The following is a 15,695-nucleotide window of genomic DNA, read 5'->3' on the forward strand; positions in this document are numbered from 1 at the left end:
GCGTCAGTGGCGTTCGCGCACCATCAGCGCCTGCGCGCCGGTACCGACCGGCCCGTTCACGTCGTGAATGACGGTGTTGGCGCAGCCGATGCCGTGCGGGCCGATCGTGGTGGCGGCGTCCAGGCCGATCCACTCGCCTTCCGGCGGGCGCACGACGTGCACGGTGAGCTCGGTGTTGATGAACCACCACTGCATCGGGTCCAGGCCACCCGAGACACCGTTGCCGGAGTCGGCGACCGTCATCAGTCGCTGCAGCGGGCTCGGCTCCTCACCGCTCACCAGCGGGATCCGCTGACGGGCCCACACCGTGGCCGGACCGGGTTCGCCGAGCCCACCCTTGATCGAGTGCCACTGCATCGCGTCGATGTAGCCGGCGTGCCAGCCTTCCGGGCGGCCGAACTCGCGACCGGCGTCCGGACCGGGCAGCGGGTCGGCGTGCGTGCTGCGCACGGACGTGGTGTCGCTGCGGATGATCCGCCATGCCCTGGCCAGCGCGACCGCGCGGCCGTTGGCGCTCATCGTCGCCTCGAGCATTTCCACCGATCGCCCAGGGCGGACCAGCTCGGCCTGGACGTGCAGCTCGGCGACCGGGACCGGGCCGAGGATCTCGACCGTGACCCGGGCGATCGACCGGTCCTGCGCGCCGTCGACCCGCTCGAGCGCGCGGGTCAGCAGCGCCGACGGCGGGCCGAGGTGCTGCATCCCCGGCCCCCATGGGCCGTTCGTGTGCTCGGTGGAGGCGTAGGTCTCATCGTCGGTTTGCTGGTAAAAGGCCGCATCGCTCACGCGGTTAGTCTGCCAGCGAAAGGAGCGTGATGGAGTTCGAGCTGCCCGACGCGGTGCTGTGGGACATGGACGGCACTCTCGTCGACACGGAGAAACTGTGGGAGATCGCGCTCGGTGAACTCGCCGAACACCTGGGCGGCCGACTGTCGCGCGAGGCGCGGGCGAAGATCGTGGGCACCAACAGCCTGCAGACCATGCGGCTGCTGTTCGCCGATCTCGGCCGGGAACTGACCGACGAGTCGTATGCCGAGGCGAACGGATGGCTCGAGGCGCGCATGCACGAGCTGTTCTCCGGCGACATCCCGTGGCGTCCGGGCGCCGTGGACGCCTTGCAGATGGTGCGCGAGACCGGTCTGCCGACCGCGCTGGTGACCTCGACGGTTCGGCCGTTGGCCGAGCGCGCGCTCGACCACATCGGCCGCCGCTGGTTCGACGTGACCGTGGCGGGCGACGAAGTGGACGGCAAGAACAAGCCACACCCGCGGCCCTACCTGCGAGCAGCCGAACTGCTCGGCGTCGAGCCGGGCCGGTGCGTGGCGATCGAGGACTCTCCGGTGGGCAGCAGCGCGGCGGCGGCGGCCGGTTGCGGGGTGATCGTGGTGCCCAACGACGTACCGGTCGAGCCGGGCCCGTCGCTGTTGGTGCTGGAGACGCTGGCCGGGCTGCGCCCGGACGACCTGAGCGCCGCGTTCCGGTTGGCCCAGGACGGGCGTCAGGCCCGCTCTGCCTGAGCCGCCATGATCGGCCTCTCCTAGAGTCGTCGCCATGCTGCCGATCATTCCGTTGGTCATCGGCGTCGGTGCAGTGGTGGCCGGCGCGGCGGTCCCCGCGGCGCGCGCTTCGCAACGGCGCCAGCGTCTTGTCCAGGCGAAGGCACGGGCCCGCGCGGTCTACCGCAGGCTCGAGTTCTGTGTCGAGACGATCGATCCCGGCGCCGACCTGACCGCTGCCGACGAGCTGAGCCGGGCGAGCGAGCGTTGGCACACGGCGGGTGCGCTGCTGGCCGAGGCGGTCAGCGAGGAGCAGTGTGCGGTGGCCGAGGACGTGGCGCAGGAAGGGCTCGACCATGTGGCGGCCGCCTGCCGCAAACTGGGCATCGACCCGCCGGTGATCAGCGGTGCGTAAGGCGCTCGCGCTGGTCGTCCTGGTCTGGCTGATCGCCGCGGCGCTGCCGGCCCATGCGCAGGACACCAAGCCGGAACTGGACGGTGAAGCGATCTGGCGTCAGCTGCAGCACGAGCCGATCGCGGTGCTGCCCGGTGCGGTGGCGCGGTTCGACGAGGACCGGGTGCGGGCGGAGATGCGGCGCAGCGAGCCCGCGGTGAAAGGCACCATCTACGTCGTCGTCGCGCCGTTCCGGACGAGCCGGTTGGACATCGCCGAGCCGCTGGAGAAGTATCTGAGCGACGACGATGTGCTGATCACCGTCGGTGGCGTGGAGGTCGACACCGACTGGTTCGAGCTCGCCGACGGCAAGTACTACGGCAAGGGCCCGGAAGGTAGCTACGACGCCGCGATCAACCGCAGGCACGCCCCGACCGTGCTGCGCACGTACGACGTCACCGCTCCGCTCGTGGACGTGTTGCGCCTTGCTCGCGGCGACGGCCTGGGCAAGCGGCAACGGCCGCCGCGCGTGGTCGAAGCAAGTGACGAGCTGGTGGACCGCATCGAGAACGGCATGCGCAAGCGTCTGTTCGTGGATCCGGCGCTGGCGACGACCGAGGACGAGCTGGCCCGCTTCCGGCTGTTCGAGCCCGATGAGTCGGTCGGCCGATACCGCGTGGTCTACCTGCCTCCGGCGCGGCCCGGACGGCCGGTACCCGACCCGCTGCCCGGGCTGACCGAACGCTTCCCGAACGACACCGTCGTCGTCGTGCGGGGACTCTGGTTGGACGCGGCCGGGCCGGGTGACCAGCAGGCATTGGCGACCTCGCTGCGTTTCGGCCGCGCGGCGGAAGCGGAGTCGATCCTGTGGACGGGCCGCCAGGTCGGCATCGTCAAGGCCTTCTTCGACCGGCTGAGCTTGATCCGCCGCGGGGTGCTCGATCCCCGGGGCATTCCGGTCCGGCCACCGAGCGTCGAGGAGACCGGAGGCCTGGTGGGACCGTGGGCGTTCGCCGCGACCGGCGTGGTGCTCGGCGGGGCGTCCGTCGGCGGCTGGTGGTGGCGGCGCGTGCGACGTCAGCGTGCCGAGCAGCGCGCGATGAGGCTGCGCAGTGCCGAGGTGGCGGCCGAGCTGGCGCGGCTGGCGGCCGCCGTGGCGAAAGCCGAGGAGGAGGCCGGCTCTCGCCGTAGGGCAGAGGCGGCCGAACGGTACGCGACCGCGGTCGACCTCAGTGAGCAAGCGACCACCAGCGCGGAGCTGCTCATCGCCCGGGACGTGATCAAGGAGGCGCACGCGATCTTGGACGGCAAGCAATGAAGCGTGCTCTGCGGTTGCTCCGGGCGGCCGGGCGTTGGCTGCGGCGCCGATGGCTGGCGTTGGCGCTCGTCATCGGCGTCGGCTACACGGTGGTCGCCTTCGCGGTGCCCATGCTGTTTGCCACCGAGAAGGCTCGCGTTCCGCTCACCCCGGAAGCGAAGCTGGCGATACCCGCGCTGCGGGAAAGCAGCGTGTACGTACAGCGCAGCGACGACGCCGCATGGGAGCTGGACGTCCAGGCTGCGCGGAAGGTCATCGGTGACCGGCCGCTGCTGATCGCCGGTTTCACCGACCCGAAAGCGTTCGACCCGGAACGCGCGCCGTATCCGGAGATGATCGCCCGCGACGACAAGGCCTACGCGGCCGAGCACGGCGACTCGAACCCGCTCAAGGAGTACGACGTCCCGATGGGCCGGACGTGTGAGGCCATCGCCGCCGAGTATCCCGACACGATGGTCGTGGTGATTCACCCGCGCCCCAATTTCGCCCGTGCCTGCGTCGGCCCGGACTTCCCGCGCGACAAGTACGACGATGAGCCGCCGCACTGGCCCGAAGGGGTGTTGGCGTCGGCGATGGTGGACACCAGACCGCACGTGGAAGCCGGACGGCTGCTGCCCATGGTCGAAGAGCTGGTGCCCAATTACGAGGAGAGAATCGCCTTCTTCGAGGACCCGCCGGGTGAGCGCGACCTCGGCGGCCCGTACCGCGAGCTGCGGATCTCGGGATACGTCGTCGGCGGAGCGGTCGCCGCGGCATTGCTGTTCCTGCTCCTGCGGCGCGGCTTCGGCACCGCCTCCCAGCGGGCGGACGAACGCCGCGAGCGGGCAGGGGCGCGAGCGGCCGCCCAGGCCGACGTCAACGCGCTGGCCGACCGCGTGCTGGCCCTCGAGCGGGATCAGGCCCGCGTGCTGGTCGGCGGCGAACAGCCACCGGACCCGGACCAGGTGGTCACGCTGGCCGAGGGCTATCTGCACCTGGTACGCGACTTCGACGCCGCGGAGTCGACGGAGGAATACCGGGCGATCTCCCGACGGGCCGAAGACCTTCTGCGCAGGGCGCCGGACTGATCAAGATTGACGCGACGGTGTGACTCCGGACGCCGACCGTGTGGCCCGCACGGGTGCGCGCGCCGCTGTGGTGCGAGGATTCTTGGCGTGAAGACCTTCGACGAACTGTTCGCCGAGCTGACCGAGAAGGCCCGCACCCGGCCGCCCGATTCCGGCACGGTGCGGGCGCTCGACGCAGGCGTGCACGCCCAGGGCAAGAAGGTTCTCGAAGAGGCCGGAGAGGTGTGGCTGGCGGCCGAGCACGAATCGGACGAGGCGCTGGCCGAGGAAATCTCACAGCTGCTGTACCGGGTGCAGGTACTGATGCTCGCCCGCGGCCTGACACTCGACGACGTCTACCGGTACCTGTAGGGGAGAGCCATGCTGAGAGTCGCCGTGCCCAACAAGGGTGCGCTGGCGAACGCCGCGTCCGAGATGCTCGCCGAAGCGGGGTACCGGCAGCGGCACGAATCGCGCGACCTGACGGTGCTCGACCCGGCCAACGAGGTCGAGTTCTTCTTCCTCCGGCCCAAGGACATCCCGATCTACGTCGGCTCCGGCGAGCTGGACCTGGGCATCACCGGCCGCGACCTGGCGCTGGACTCCGGCGCACCGGTCAGCGAGCGGCTGGCTCTGGGCTTCGGCGGGTCGACGTTCCGGTACGCCACCACGTCGGACCGGCAGTGGGAGATCGCCGACCTGCACGGCAAGCGGATCGCCACGTCGTATCCGCGCCTGGTGGCCGACAACCTGGCCAAGCACGGCATCGAGGCGGAGATCATCCGGCTGGACGGTGCGGTGGAGATCTCCATCCAGCTCGGGGTCGCCGATGCCATCGCGGACGTGGTGGGCAGCGGCCGCACGCTGCGGCAGCACAACCTGGTCGCCTTCGGCGAGCCGATCTGCGTCTCCGAGGCCGTGCTCGTCGAGCGGGCCAACGGCCGCCGGAGCGAGTACGAGAAAGCCAAGGCGCAGCTGACCGCGCGGGTGCAGGGCGTGGTGTTCGCCCAGCAGTACCTGATGTTGGACTACAACTGCCCGCGAGAGAAGCTCGACGCCGCCACGGCCATCACGCCCGGTCTGGAGTCGCCGACCATGGCGCCGCTGGCGGACGAGAACTGGGTGGCGGTACGCGCCATGGTGGCACGCCGTGAGGTCAACCAGATCATGGACGCGCTGGCCGAGGTCGGCGCGAAAGCCATCCTGGCGTCGGACATCCGGTCCTGCCGGCTGTAGCGCCGCGCGCCGGCCGGCCACCGCAGGTGGGGCGCTACTTCTTCACCGCCATGGTGAGCCCGTCGGCGACCGTCAGCACCACCGCGTCGACCCGTGGGTCGGCCGCGACGTGGTTGTTGAATGCGTCGATGTGTTCGGTCATCGGGTTGTGGTCCGGGTCCTCGCCGGGCACCACCCGGCCTTTCCACAACGTGTTGTCGGCCAGCACCACGCCCCCGGGACGGGTGCGCGGCACCAGTGCCTCCCAGTAGTCGATGTAGGACTCCTTGTCCGCGTCGATGAAGGACAGGTCGATGATCTCGTCGCGGGGCAGGGACTCGAGCGTCTGCCGGGCAGGACCGATGCGCAACTCGATGCGATCGGAGACCCCGCCCATGTCCCAGTGCTTGCGGGCGATGGCCGTCCACTCCTCGCTGACGTCACAGCACAACATGTGCCCGCCGTCGGCCAGGCCCCGCGCGATCGCCAGCGACGAGTAGCCGGTGAAGGTCCCGACCTCGACCGCGTAGCGCGCACCCATGATGCGGGCCAGCAGCGTGAGGAAGGCGCCCTGATCGGGTGCGACCTGCATGGTCGCCGCGTTGCCGGTAGCTCGCGCCGTCTCCTCGATCAGCGAGCGCTGCACCGCATCCGGCTTCTTGCTGTGCGCCAACACGTACTCGTGCAACTGGCTGGTGATGTTCAGCGTCGGTCGCGGCGTCATGAATAGACCCTACTGCTGAATTCGGGTCTCCACCTGTGGTTCTTCCGGATGATCCCGCGTCATCGCCTGCTGCGTCTGGGCATCAGGTCGTACAAGCCGGAGCGGTGCTCGGCCTCGGTGCGCCTGCGCACGCCCGCCACCTCGGTGATGAAGTCCTCGAACTCGAAGTCGGCGTTCGGCACGTACGTCCTGCGCTGCTGCTTCCGCCTGGCCAAGTGCCCGTCGACCACTCGCGCGACCTGACGCATCGCCACCGCCTGCGGGCTCTGCGGGGCATACGTGGTCACCGGCATGCCGCGCTCGGCCGCCTCGTTCACCACCACGCCCATCGGGACATGCGCCAGGATCGGCATCCCGACACCTTGGAAGGCACGCAGCACCGCCTCCGAGTACGCGCTCAGCGGGCGGCGATACAGCCCGGGCACCAAACCGAAGTACTCGATCGGCGGCCGGTCGATGCGCTGCTCCAGATGGCGCACCTGCTCGGTGAGCAGCCGCACCGCGCGAATGCTGGTGCGGTCGGGTTGCACCGGCACCAGCACACCGTCGGTGGCGGCCAGCGCGTTGTTGGTCAGCAGATCCAGCGCCGGCGGGCAGTCGATGATGATGTGCTGGTAGTCGGCGAACTGCAGCACCCTGGCCAGCTCCCACGTGGGCACGCGCACGTGATGCTGCCTGCGGATGAGGTCGAACATGCCCGGCGCGGTCGGTATCACGTGCAGGCAGCCGCCCGGCCCGATGTTGCTGCGCTGATGCGGGACCGCGAGCTCGGAGACCGGCCCCTTCCACATCTTGCTCAGCGCCATCGGCAGGCTCGGCCTGCCGGGTGGCACCTCGGGCAGCCCGAGGAACTCGGTGGTGGCGTGCCCCTGTGGGTCCAGATCGATCAACAGCACACGACGGCCCTGTTCGGCCAATGCGGCGGCGACGCCGACGGACAACGCCGTCTTGCCGACTCCGCCCTTCTGATTGATCACCGAAGTGACCTGCATCGTCACAATCGTCCCGATCTTTCCTCACGGTGACAGCGCGTGCTGACCCGCTCACAGCTGAGGTTATCGACGCTAGCCGATCATGATCGCGCGCGGGGTTACACCCTGGCCTCAGTCTGCCCGGTCGAGCGCGGTCTCGGCGCCCAGATCCGGGTCCGGCCAGCCGGGGTACTCCGGCGGCGAGCCCCCGAAGGCCGGGCAGTGCGCCTTGTGATCGCACCAGTCGCACAGTTTGCTCTTCGACGGCCGGAAATCGCCCGTCTCGCCCGCGCGCAGGATGGCCCGCCAGATCGCCTCCAGGGTGCGTTCGAAGCGCACCAGTTCACCCTCGTCCGGGGCGTAGGCGAGCGCTTCGCCGTCCCGCAGGTAGATCAACTTCAGTTGGCGGGGTACCACACCGCGCAGCCGCCACAGCGCGACGGCGTAGAACTTCATCTGGAACAGTGCCCGCATCTCGCCGATCTGGCGGGGCGCCGCGCCGGTCTTGTAGTCCACCACGCGTAGGTCGCCGTTGGGCGCGACGTCCAGCCGGTCCACGAACCCGCGCAGCAGCACGCCGTTGCCGATCTCCACCTCGACGCGCAGTTCGCACGCCTCCGGCTCGAGCCGCCGCGGGTCCTCCAGCTTGAAGTAGGTGTCGATCAGCTTGCCCGCCGACTCCAGCCACGCCGTCTCCGGCTTGAGCTCGTCCTCTCGGAATACTCGGGCCAGGTCGGGCTGCTCGGCCGCCAGTTCCTCCCACGCGGGCACCAGCAGCGCCTTGGCGCGCTCGGGGACCCGCTCGGCCGCGGGCAGCGAGTACAGCCGTTCCAGAACGGAGTGCACCAGCGTGCCGCGGACCTGCACCGGGGTCGGCTGCTCCGGAAGCTTGTCGACCACGCGGAAGCGGTACAGCAACGGGCACTGCTTGAAGTCGCCTGCCCGGGACGGGGACAGCGCGGGACGGCGCACGACGGTGGACGCCTCGCCGGCCCCTGGCGCGCCTGCACCGGACGGCCCTGCCGAGTCCGTGGCGGTGATCATGCGTCGACCATAGGGGAGGGCACCGACGATGTGCCGACCCGACACGGCCGCCGAGTGAGCTTGCCACCAACCGGCGCAGTGCCCGCCGCGCCACCGGGGTAGGCCGCGCCACCGGGGTAGGTGACGAGCACGACCAGGGGCATGCGCGCTCACTGGCGCCCCACACGGCGGGCTCTAAGCTCGGGGCATGGCAGCGCAGCACGGCTCGGCACCGGGGGGCTCTCCCAGCGGCGCGCGCACAGCCCCGCCTGGGGAGGCCGGGGACGGGCTGCGGCTGTTCTCCGTCAGCGGGGTCCCCGTCTACCTGGCGCCGTCGTGGTGGCTGGGCTCGCTGGTGGTCGTCGTGCTCTACGCCCCGCTGGTCGAACGAATCCTGCCCGGCACGGGCGCGGGGCTCTCACTGGCGTTGGCCGCCACGTTCGCCGTGTTGCTGGGGGTGTCGGTGTTCGCGCACGAGCTCGGGCACACCTTGGTGGCGTTGCGGCTCGGGATGCCGGTGCGGCGGCTGAAGCTGTACCTGCTCGGTGGCCTGTCCGAAGTGGTGCGCACGCCGCGGCGCCCGCGTGAGGAAGGGCTGGTGGCCGCGGCCGGGCCGGTCGTGTCGCTGGTGCTGGCCGCGGGCTGTGGGCTGCTGTTGCTCGTCGTTCCGCCGGGTGCCAGCTGGCTGCTGGTGGCGCAGTGTGCCGTGGCCAACCTGGCCGTGGCGATCTTCAACATCCTGCCCGGCCTGCCGCTGGACGGCGGACGAATGCTGCGCGCGGGCGTGTGGGCGATGACCGGGAGACGCTCCCAGGGCACCCGGGCCGCGGTGATCGGTGGCTGGGTGGTCACCGTCGCGCTGGCCGTGTGGGCCATGTGGGGCCTGGTGGAAAGCAGCCAGGACAGGTGGCTGCGGCTGGCGGTGTGCGTGATCACCGGCTGGTTCGTGGTGACCGGGGCGCATGCCGAGCTGGCCGCCGAGCAGCGGCGCTACTGGCCGACGGAGCTCGACGTGCAGGAGCTGATGCTGCCGGTGCTGCAGCTGCCCGCGGAAAGCCCGGTGTCGGCCGCGTTGGAAGCCTCGGCGGGCAGGGGAGTGGTCCTGGTGCGGGCCGACGGCGTCGCGGCCGGACTGCTGGACGGCGTGATCGCCCAGCGACTGGCCGCCGAATCACCGAACGCGCCCGCGGAACTCGCCGCCGAACCCGTGCGGCCGGAGTCGGTGCTGCTGCAGTCCGAGCCGGGTGACGAGATCGCCGCCCGGGTGCGGGAGACCCCGGCGGCGCAGTTCCTTGTCGTCGACGACGACGGGCGGCCCGCGGGTGTGCTGCGCCGCGAGGACGTACGTGCGGCGATGTTGACCGAGCGAGGGCACTGACATCGCGGGCAGTAGGCTGGCGCGGCGATGAACGTCAATGCGGCCCACGGGCGTTTCCAACTCGGCGACCGAGTCCAACTGACCGACCCGAAAGGGCGGAAGTACACCGTGGTGCTGGCCGAGGGCGAGTTCTTCCACACCCACCGCGGGGTGGTCGCGCACGACGACCTGATCGGCCGGCCGGAAGGGTCGGTGGTCACCTCATCGGGCGGGACGGAGTTCTTGGCGCTGCGGCCGCTGCTGGCCGACTACGTGCTGTCGATGCCGCGCGGGGCGCAGGTGATCTACCCCAAGGACGCCGCACAGATCGTCATGTGGGGCGACATCTACCCGGGCGCCCGGGTGCTCGAGGCCGGAGCGGGATCCGGCGCGCTCACCTGCTCGCTGTTGCGCGCGGTCGGGCCCGAGGGCGCCGTCACCTCCTACGAGGTGCGCGCCGACCACGCCGAGCACGCCGAACGCAACGTGCGGCGGTTCTTCGGTGAGGGGCCGGAGAACTGGACGCTGCACGTGGCGGACGTCGACACGCACAGCGGTGAGGTGGACCGGGTCATCCTCGACATGCTGGCACCGTGGGACGTCCTGCCCACCGTGGCGAAGAACCTGCGACCCGGTGGCGTGCTGGTGGTCTACGTCGCCACGGTGACGCAGCTGTCCCGGGTCACCGAGGCGCTGCGGGAACAACAGTGCTGGACCGAACCCCAGGCCTGGGAGACGCTGCACCGCCCGTGGCACGTGGTCGGTCTCGCGGTGCGGCCGGAGCACAAGATGCAGGCGCACACCGCGTTCCTGCTCACCGCCCGGCGCCTGGCCGACGGCGTGACGCCGCCGCGAGTGCACCGCCGCCCGTCGGCCAGCAGGTAAGACGCAACAAGGCGGCGAGAGCCCCGCGCTCCCGCCGCCTTGCTCGTCAACTGATCAGTTGTCCGAGACGCACCAGCCGCCGCTCTCGTTGCGCAGCGGCATGCGGCTGTCGTCCGACTTGCCGCCCTGCGAGATCTCCACCGGAACCTTGGCGGTGTCTCCGGTGACGTTCGCGTCACCGGTGATGGACATCTTCGCGTCCGACGGCAATCCCTTGAGGTCGAAGCTGCGGATCTTGCTCGCGTCCGAGCAGGTGGTGGCGACCATGGCCTCCTTGTTGCGGGAGTTGTAGGCGTCAACGAAAGCCTTCGCCTTCGCCAGCACGGCTTCCGCGCCACCTTCCCCGCCCGTGGGCGGCTCGCCCTCCGGCGGCAGCTGACCACCACCAGGCGTCTGGATGTCCGGCTTCGGTGGCTGTCCGTTGCCCTCGCCCTGGGGCTCGGAGCCCGCCGGCGTCTGCGGAGCGGACGAGGTGGTGTCCTCCTTGGAGTCGGACTCGTCGGCCAGGAAGAAGCCCGGCTGCCAGAAACCGGTGATGCCCACCGCGGCCAGGATCACCACCACCGCGACGACGACGGCGATGACGGGGCCGGTCTTCTTCTTCGGTGGTTCGCCGCCCGGGTAGCCCGGCTGCTGGTATCCGCCCTGCTGGTGGGGCGGCTGCGGCGGGCCGTAACCCGGCTGCTGCTGCGGCGGCGGGCCGTAGCCCGGCTGCTGGCCGTACGGGCCCTGTGGTGGGTAGGTCATGTTCGTCCTCTTGTGTTCTCACGTGCGCGCACGCACGGCGCGCTGGCGTTTCGCGCAGGACAGTGGGGTGATGGCCAACCGACGCTGCGATGTGCTGTTGTGCACCGGCACCGCCATGGGACGACGATCCGCGTTCGGCGGTTCGCAATGAGTGCATTCGTGCCGGTGTTGCGCGCTCCGTGGGCGCTGGCCCCCTTGATCGAAGTGCGGTCTGCACTCTACGACGTGCGGCGCGACGCCGTGGATCCACCCAAATGTTCTGTTCGCCGAACGAGGTGCGGCCCGGACAAAAGCGACGGCCCCGCTCCCGCGCGGGGAACGGGGCCGTATCGCCTCGGACCTGGTGGCTACTTGACGGTGGCGGCGCACCAGTCGTTGTCGTTCTTGCGCAGGTTCAACGTGGCGCCCTGCTCCCCGCCGGGGCCAGAGGCCTTGAGCGGCACCGTGGCCGTCGTACCGGTGACGCTGGGGTCGCCTTCCACGCTCCAGGTGACGCCGTCCGGGAACGCGTCGTAGTCGGACTGGTTCTCGTTCTGCGGGTTGCACGACACGGTCTTGACGGTGTCGGCGCTCTTGTTGTTCAGGCCGTCGACCACGGTCTGAGCAACCTGCTTGATCCGGTCCACGTCCGCGGCCGGTCCGCCGTCAGGGCCCTGCTCCGGCTGGTCACCGCCGGGCAGGGTCGGCTCGGTCGCCGGAGGGGGCGCCTGGCCCTCGGACTGTTGCGGCTGTTCCTGCTGCTGGCTGGACTGGGCCTCGTTGCTGGAGTCCTCGGAGTCGTCGCTGTTGAAGAAGCCGGGTGCGACGAAGCCGGTGAACAGCACGGCGCCCGCGATCAGCACGACGACGCCGGCGATGATGCCTGCGATCAGGCCGGTCTTCTTCTTCTCGGGTGGCTCACCGCCCGGATAGCCGCCGCCACCACCGGGATAGCCGCCGTGCTCGCCGTAAGGACTGCCCTGCCCGTAACCGGGCTGGCCGTACTGCTGGCCGTATTGCTGTCCCGGCTGTCCGTACGGCCCCCCAGGTTGAGAGGGGAACCCACCGCTGTGCGGCTGCTGACCGTACGGGCCGGGCTGTTGTGGTGGGTAAGACATGGTGCCCCTATCTGCTCGTCACGGAACCCCAGTGGGAACCCTCGAAACCGGTGTTGCCAACCGCCCCCCAGCAAGCGTTACCGAATGTTATCCGGGCGGTGTCCGGATGAGGTGAAGTCACCAGGATACGGATACCACCAGTGGTCGGCGTCACGTGGAGCGCACCGATTCGGACCATTGACCTCCGACGCTCGGCCGGGTCCGGTCCGGACGCCGGCGGTCGGGGTGAACGGTGGGTAGCGAGGCCGTGTTGCGGCTGTGTACCGCAACGGAGGATTGCGTTACGGCCCGATGATCGTTCCGCGACGCGCCGGGGAGATTCCTTCTGCTGAGAAGTCTTTGCATGTCGTCGGTCGCCGGTACCGTGGTAAGCAAGAACGCGAGGAGGTGCCGCATGCAGAACGAGCGCCCAGGTGGCCAGCACGACGAAGGCGGCGGCCTGACAGCACACGAGGACACGGCCGGCGAAGCACAGGTGGCGGCCGAGGACTCCGACGGCGCGCTCAGCGGCGAGCAAGCCCGCCAGGTCCGGTTCCTGGAAGAGGAGGCGTCCCGGCTTCGGCGTCGCGCCGCTGCGGCGCCGAACAGTGATCGGGTCCTCGAGCAGCGCTTGGCCGAGGCGTCCGAACGGATCGCCCAGCTGACCGAGCGCAACGCCAAATTGGTCGAGACGCTGCGGGATGCCCGCAGCCAGCTGCTCGCGCTGCGCGAGGAAGTGGATCGCCTCGCCCAGCCGCCGAGTGGTTACGGCACGTTCCTGCGAGCGTTCGACGACGGGACGGTGGACGTGTTCACCTCCGGCCGCCGCATGCGCGTGGCGGTGTCGCCGACGATCGAGATCGACCAGCTGAAGCGGGGGCAGTCGCTGCGGCTGAACGAGGCGCTGACCGTCGTGGAAGCGGGCGACTTCGAGCGCACCGGTGAGGTCTGCACGTTGCGGGAGCTGCTGCCCGCGGCGGCCGACGGTGAGGCCGAGCGCGCCCTGGTGGTCGGCCACGCGGACGAGGAGCGTGTGGTCTGGCTGGCCGACCCGTTGGCGGATTCGCCGCTCAAGCCCGGCGATTCGCTGCTGGTCGACCTCAAGGCGGGCTACGCGTACGAGCGGGTGCCCAAGGCCGAGGTCGAGGACCTGGTCCTGGAAGAGGTGCCGGACGTCAGCTACGAGGACATCGGTGGCCTGCAGCGGCAGATCGAGCAGATCCGCGACGCGGTCGAGCTGCCGTTCCTGCACGCCGACCTGTACCGCGAGTACCAGCTGCGTCCGCCGAAGGGCGTGCTGCTCTACGGCCCGCCCGGCTGCGGTAAGACGCTGATCGCCAAGGCGGTGGCGAACTCGCTGGCCAAGCAGGTCGCCGCGGGCAAGGGCGACAACCCGAAGGAGGCCAAGTCCTACTTCCTCAACATCAAGGGTCCGGAGCTGCTCAACAAGTTCGTCGGTGAGACCGAGCGGCACATCCGGATGATCTTCCAGCGGGCACGGGAGAAGGCGTCCGAAGGCACGCCGGTGATCGTGTTCTTCGACGAGATGGACTCGATCTTCCGCACCCGTGGCAGCGGTGTGTCCTCGGACGTGGAGACCACGATCGTCCCGCAGCTGCTGTCGGAGATCGACGGTGTGGAGGGCCTGGAGAACGTCATCGTCATCGGCGCGTCCAACCGCGAGGACATGATCGACCCGGCGATTCTGCGACCGGGCAGGCTCGACGTGAAGATCAAGATCGAGCGGCCGGACGCCGAGGGCGCCAAGGACATCTTCTCCAAGTACCTCAAGACCGGCTTGCCGATCCACGCCGACGACCTGGCCGAGTTCAACGGCGACGCACAGGCGTGCCTGGACGCGATGATCCAGCACACCGTGGAGCGCATGTACGAGGAGTCGGAGGAGAACCGCTTCTTGGAGGTCACCTACGCCAACGGCGACAAGGAAGTGCTGTACTTCCGCGACTTCAACTCCGGCGCGATGATCCAGAACATCGTGGACCGGTCGAAGAAGGCGGCCATCAAGTCGGTGCTGGAGACCAACCAGCCCGGCCTGCGGGTGCAGCACCTGCTGGACGCCATCGTCGACGAGTTCGCCGAGAACGAGGACCTGCCCAACACCACGAACCCGGACGACTGGGCGCGCATCTCCGGCAAGAAGGGCGAGCGCATCGTCTACATCCGGACGCTGGTGTCGGGCAAGAACCAGGATTCCGGCAGGGCGATCGACACGGCGACCAACACCGGCCAGTACCTGTAGAAGCTCGGCTCGGGGCACGCCCACGAGCAGTGTTGTCGGTAGGCGGAAGGGAGTCCGGCGCGGGCCGGGCTCCCTTCCGGTATCTGCGGATCGGCAGCCGCGCAGCGGGCCGGCGGAAGCGTCTGCCGGGGCGCGAGCAGGGAGCTGCCAGGGCTACGAAGGCGAGCCTGTGCGCCACATCGGGTCGGTCGACATGATCGACGCCGAAGCGGAGGAGACGCGTGCGAAAGCCGGCCGGCGGGTCCGGGCCTCGGCTGGTTTCACCAAGTTGCCGCGGCTGGGCGCCGTCCCGCTCGGTGCGATCCGCACCGCGTCCTGGACGCGCCGCTCCTCCAGCTTTGCGATCCGGCGGGACCGTGCCGGGGAACGCGACCGCTCAGGAGCGCGGCCGGTCCAGCGTGGCGACGAACTTGTACCGGTCGCCGCGGTAGATCGAACGCACCCACTCCACCGGGTTGCCGTCGGTGTCGAACGAGTGCCGGGTCAGCAGCAGCATCGGCATGCCGATGTCGGCGCCGAGTTCGTGGGCCTCCTCCGGGCCGGCCAACGCGGTCTCGATGGTTTCCTCCGCGTGACCGAGCTCGACCCCGTATCGCTCGCGCAGGGTCTGATACAGCGACTTGCCCGCGCGCAGGTGCCTGCGCAGCCCGGAGAAACGCGAATTCGCCAGGTGGGTGATCTCGACCGCCATCGGCTCGTCGTCGGCCAGCCGCAGCCTGCGCACCCGCAGCACGGTCTCGCCGCGTCGGATGCCCAGCCGTTCGGCCAGCTCGGTGTCCGCAGGGAGGTCGTCCACGGCGAGCAGTCGGGAGGACGGCTCGCGGCCCTGCGCCTGCATGTCCTCGGTGTAGGAGGACAGCTGTAACCGCTGGGCCACTTTCGGTTCGGCCACGAACGTGCCGCTGCCCTGGACGCGACGTACCCGGCCCTCCACCGTCAGGTCGGCCAGCGCCTGCCGGACGGTGGTGCGGGAGGCTCCGAACTGCATCGCCAGCGCCCGTTCGGTCGGGATGGCGGTGCCGGGCTCCAGCGTGTCCAGCATGCGCAGCAGCCGCTGCTTGAGGCCCCAGTACTTCGGGGCGCGGGCCCGCCCTGCGGCAGGCGCGGCTTCGTCGGACGTCAACGGCTCTCCCGGTGGTGCGGAATTGTCGTAGCACAGAATGCCCTGTCCGTCCCGGGCCGT

General features: G+C 70.0%; 16 protein-coding genes. 9 read left to right on the plus strand and 7 right to left on the minus strand.

All coding sequences use genetic code 11. The features are described 5' to 3' along the window. Positions 1-3 precede the first annotated feature (3 nt). Entirely contained in the window at positions 4-786 is a 783-nt protein-coding gene (locus tag YWM_RS0102255) for a thioesterase family protein (protein WP_028849348.1), read from the minus strand. Positions 787-815: 29 nt separating this feature from the next. Between YWM_RS0102255 and YWM_RS21800 the strand changes: the two genes are divergently transcribed. The 6 genes from YWM_RS21800 (at position 816) to hisG (ending at position 5,490) form a co-directional block, all read left to right on the plus strand. Continuing rightward, on the plus strand, positions 816-1,517 hold the full coding sequence (locus tag YWM_RS21800; RefSeq protein ID WP_043659108.1) for an HAD family hydrolase: 702 nt from the start codon (positions 816-818) through the stop codon (positions 1,515-1,517). 34 nt (positions 1,518-1,551) lie between these two features. Beyond that, positions 1,552-1,911 carry a hypothetical protein gene (locus YWM_RS0102265; RefSeq protein ID WP_052344459.1) on the plus strand — a complete coding sequence of 120 codons (360 nt, stop codon included), beginning with the start codon at positions 1,552-1,554 and terminating at the stop codon, positions 1,909-1,911. After that, entirely contained in the window at positions 1,904-3,208 is a 1,305-nt protein-coding gene (locus tag YWM_RS0102270) for a hypothetical protein (protein WP_028849350.1), read from the plus strand. Before YWM_RS0102265 ends, YWM_RS0102270 begins: the two co-directional genes overlap by 8 nt. Then, entirely contained in the window at positions 3,205-4,275 is a 1,071-nt protein-coding gene (locus YWM_RS0102275) for a hypothetical protein (RefSeq protein ID WP_028849351.1), read from the plus strand. The genes YWM_RS0102270 and YWM_RS0102275 overlap by 4 nt, the downstream gene beginning before the upstream one ends. Before the next feature lie 87 nt (positions 4,276-4,362). Next, positions 4,363-4,626, plus strand: a complete 264-nt coding sequence (locus tag YWM_RS0102280) for a phosphoribosyl-ATP diphosphatase (protein ID WP_028849352.1) — start codon at positions 4,363-4,365, stop codon at positions 4,624-4,626. A gap of 9 nt (positions 4,627-4,635) precedes the next feature. Then, positions 4,636-5,490, plus strand: a complete 855-nt coding sequence (gene hisG / locus YWM_RS0102285; protein WP_028849353.1) for an ATP phosphoribosyltransferase — start codon at positions 4,636-4,638, stop codon at positions 5,488-5,490. Positions 5,491-5,524: 34 nt separating this feature from the next. Here hisG and YWM_RS0102290 read toward each other — a convergent pair whose 3' ends face one another. From YWM_RS0102290 to YWM_RS0102300, 3 genes are all read right to left on the minus strand, one after another. Then, on the minus strand, positions 5,525-6,193 hold the full coding sequence (locus tag YWM_RS0102290; RefSeq protein ID WP_028849354.1) for an O-methyltransferase: 669 nt from the start codon (positions 6,191-6,193) through the stop codon (positions 5,525-5,527). A gap of 59 nt (positions 6,194-6,252) precedes the next feature. Next, on the minus strand, positions 6,253-7,185 hold the full coding sequence (locus tag YWM_RS0102295) for a ParA family protein (protein WP_028849355.1): 933 nt from the start codon (positions 7,183-7,185) through the stop codon (positions 6,253-6,255). 111 nt (positions 7,186-7,296) lie between these two features. Beyond that, a complete protein-coding gene (locus tag YWM_RS0102300; protein WP_028849356.1) occupies positions 7,297-8,208 on the minus strand; it encodes a RecB family exonuclease in 912 nt (303 codons plus the stop codon). A 187-nt stretch (positions 8,209-8,395) separates the two neighbouring features. On the opposite strand from YWM_RS0102300, the gene YWM_RS0102305 reads away from it, so the two are divergent. Both YWM_RS0102305 and YWM_RS0102310 read left to right on the plus strand, forming a co-directional pair. Further along, complete coding sequence (locus YWM_RS0102305) at positions 8,396-9,565, plus strand: site-2 protease family protein (RefSeq protein WP_156914586.1); 1,170 nt, start codon at positions 8,396-8,398, stop codon at positions 9,563-9,565. Positions 9,566-9,592: 27 nt separating this feature from the next. After that, positions 9,593-10,429, plus strand: a complete 837-nt coding sequence (locus YWM_RS0102310) for a tRNA (adenine-N1)-methyltransferase (protein ID WP_028849358.1) — start codon at positions 9,593-9,595, stop codon at positions 10,427-10,429. Positions 10,430-10,483: 54 nt separating this feature from the next. Here YWM_RS0102310 and YWM_RS0102315 read toward each other — a convergent pair whose 3' ends face one another. Both YWM_RS0102315 and YWM_RS25030 read right to left on the minus strand, forming a co-directional pair. Then, positions 10,484-11,176, minus strand: coding sequence for a hypothetical protein (locus YWM_RS0102315; protein ID WP_028849359.1), 693 nt, complete (start codon positions 11,174-11,176; stop codon positions 10,484-10,486). Between the two features lie 347 nt (positions 11,177-11,523). Then, positions 11,524-12,273, minus strand: a complete 750-nt coding sequence (locus tag YWM_RS25030; RefSeq protein WP_052344460.1) for a hypothetical protein — start codon at positions 12,271-12,273, stop codon at positions 11,524-11,526. 394 nt (positions 12,274-12,667) lie between these two features. On the opposite strand from YWM_RS25030, the gene arc reads away from it, so the two are divergent. Beyond that, on the plus strand, positions 12,668-14,512 hold the full coding sequence (arc, locus tag YWM_RS0102325) for a proteasome ATPase (RefSeq protein ID WP_028849360.1): 1,845 nt from the start codon (positions 12,668-12,670) through the stop codon (positions 14,510-14,512). Positions 14,513-14,888: 376 nt separating this feature from the next. Here arc and YWM_RS0102330 read toward each other — a convergent pair whose 3' ends face one another. Then, the gene (locus YWM_RS0102330; RefSeq protein WP_028849361.1) at positions 14,889-15,635 is read right to left on the minus strand and encodes a GntR family transcriptional regulator; all 747 of its coding nucleotides are present in this window, start codon (positions 15,633-15,635) and stop codon (positions 14,889-14,891) included. Positions 15,636-15,695: the final 60 nt, after the last annotated feature.

Origin of the sequence: Thermocrispum municipale DSM 44069 (genome assembly GCF_000427825.1) — a bacterium.
Classification (GTDB): domain Bacteria; phylum Actinomycetota; class Actinomycetes; order Mycobacteriales; family Pseudonocardiaceae; genus Thermocrispum; species Thermocrispum municipale.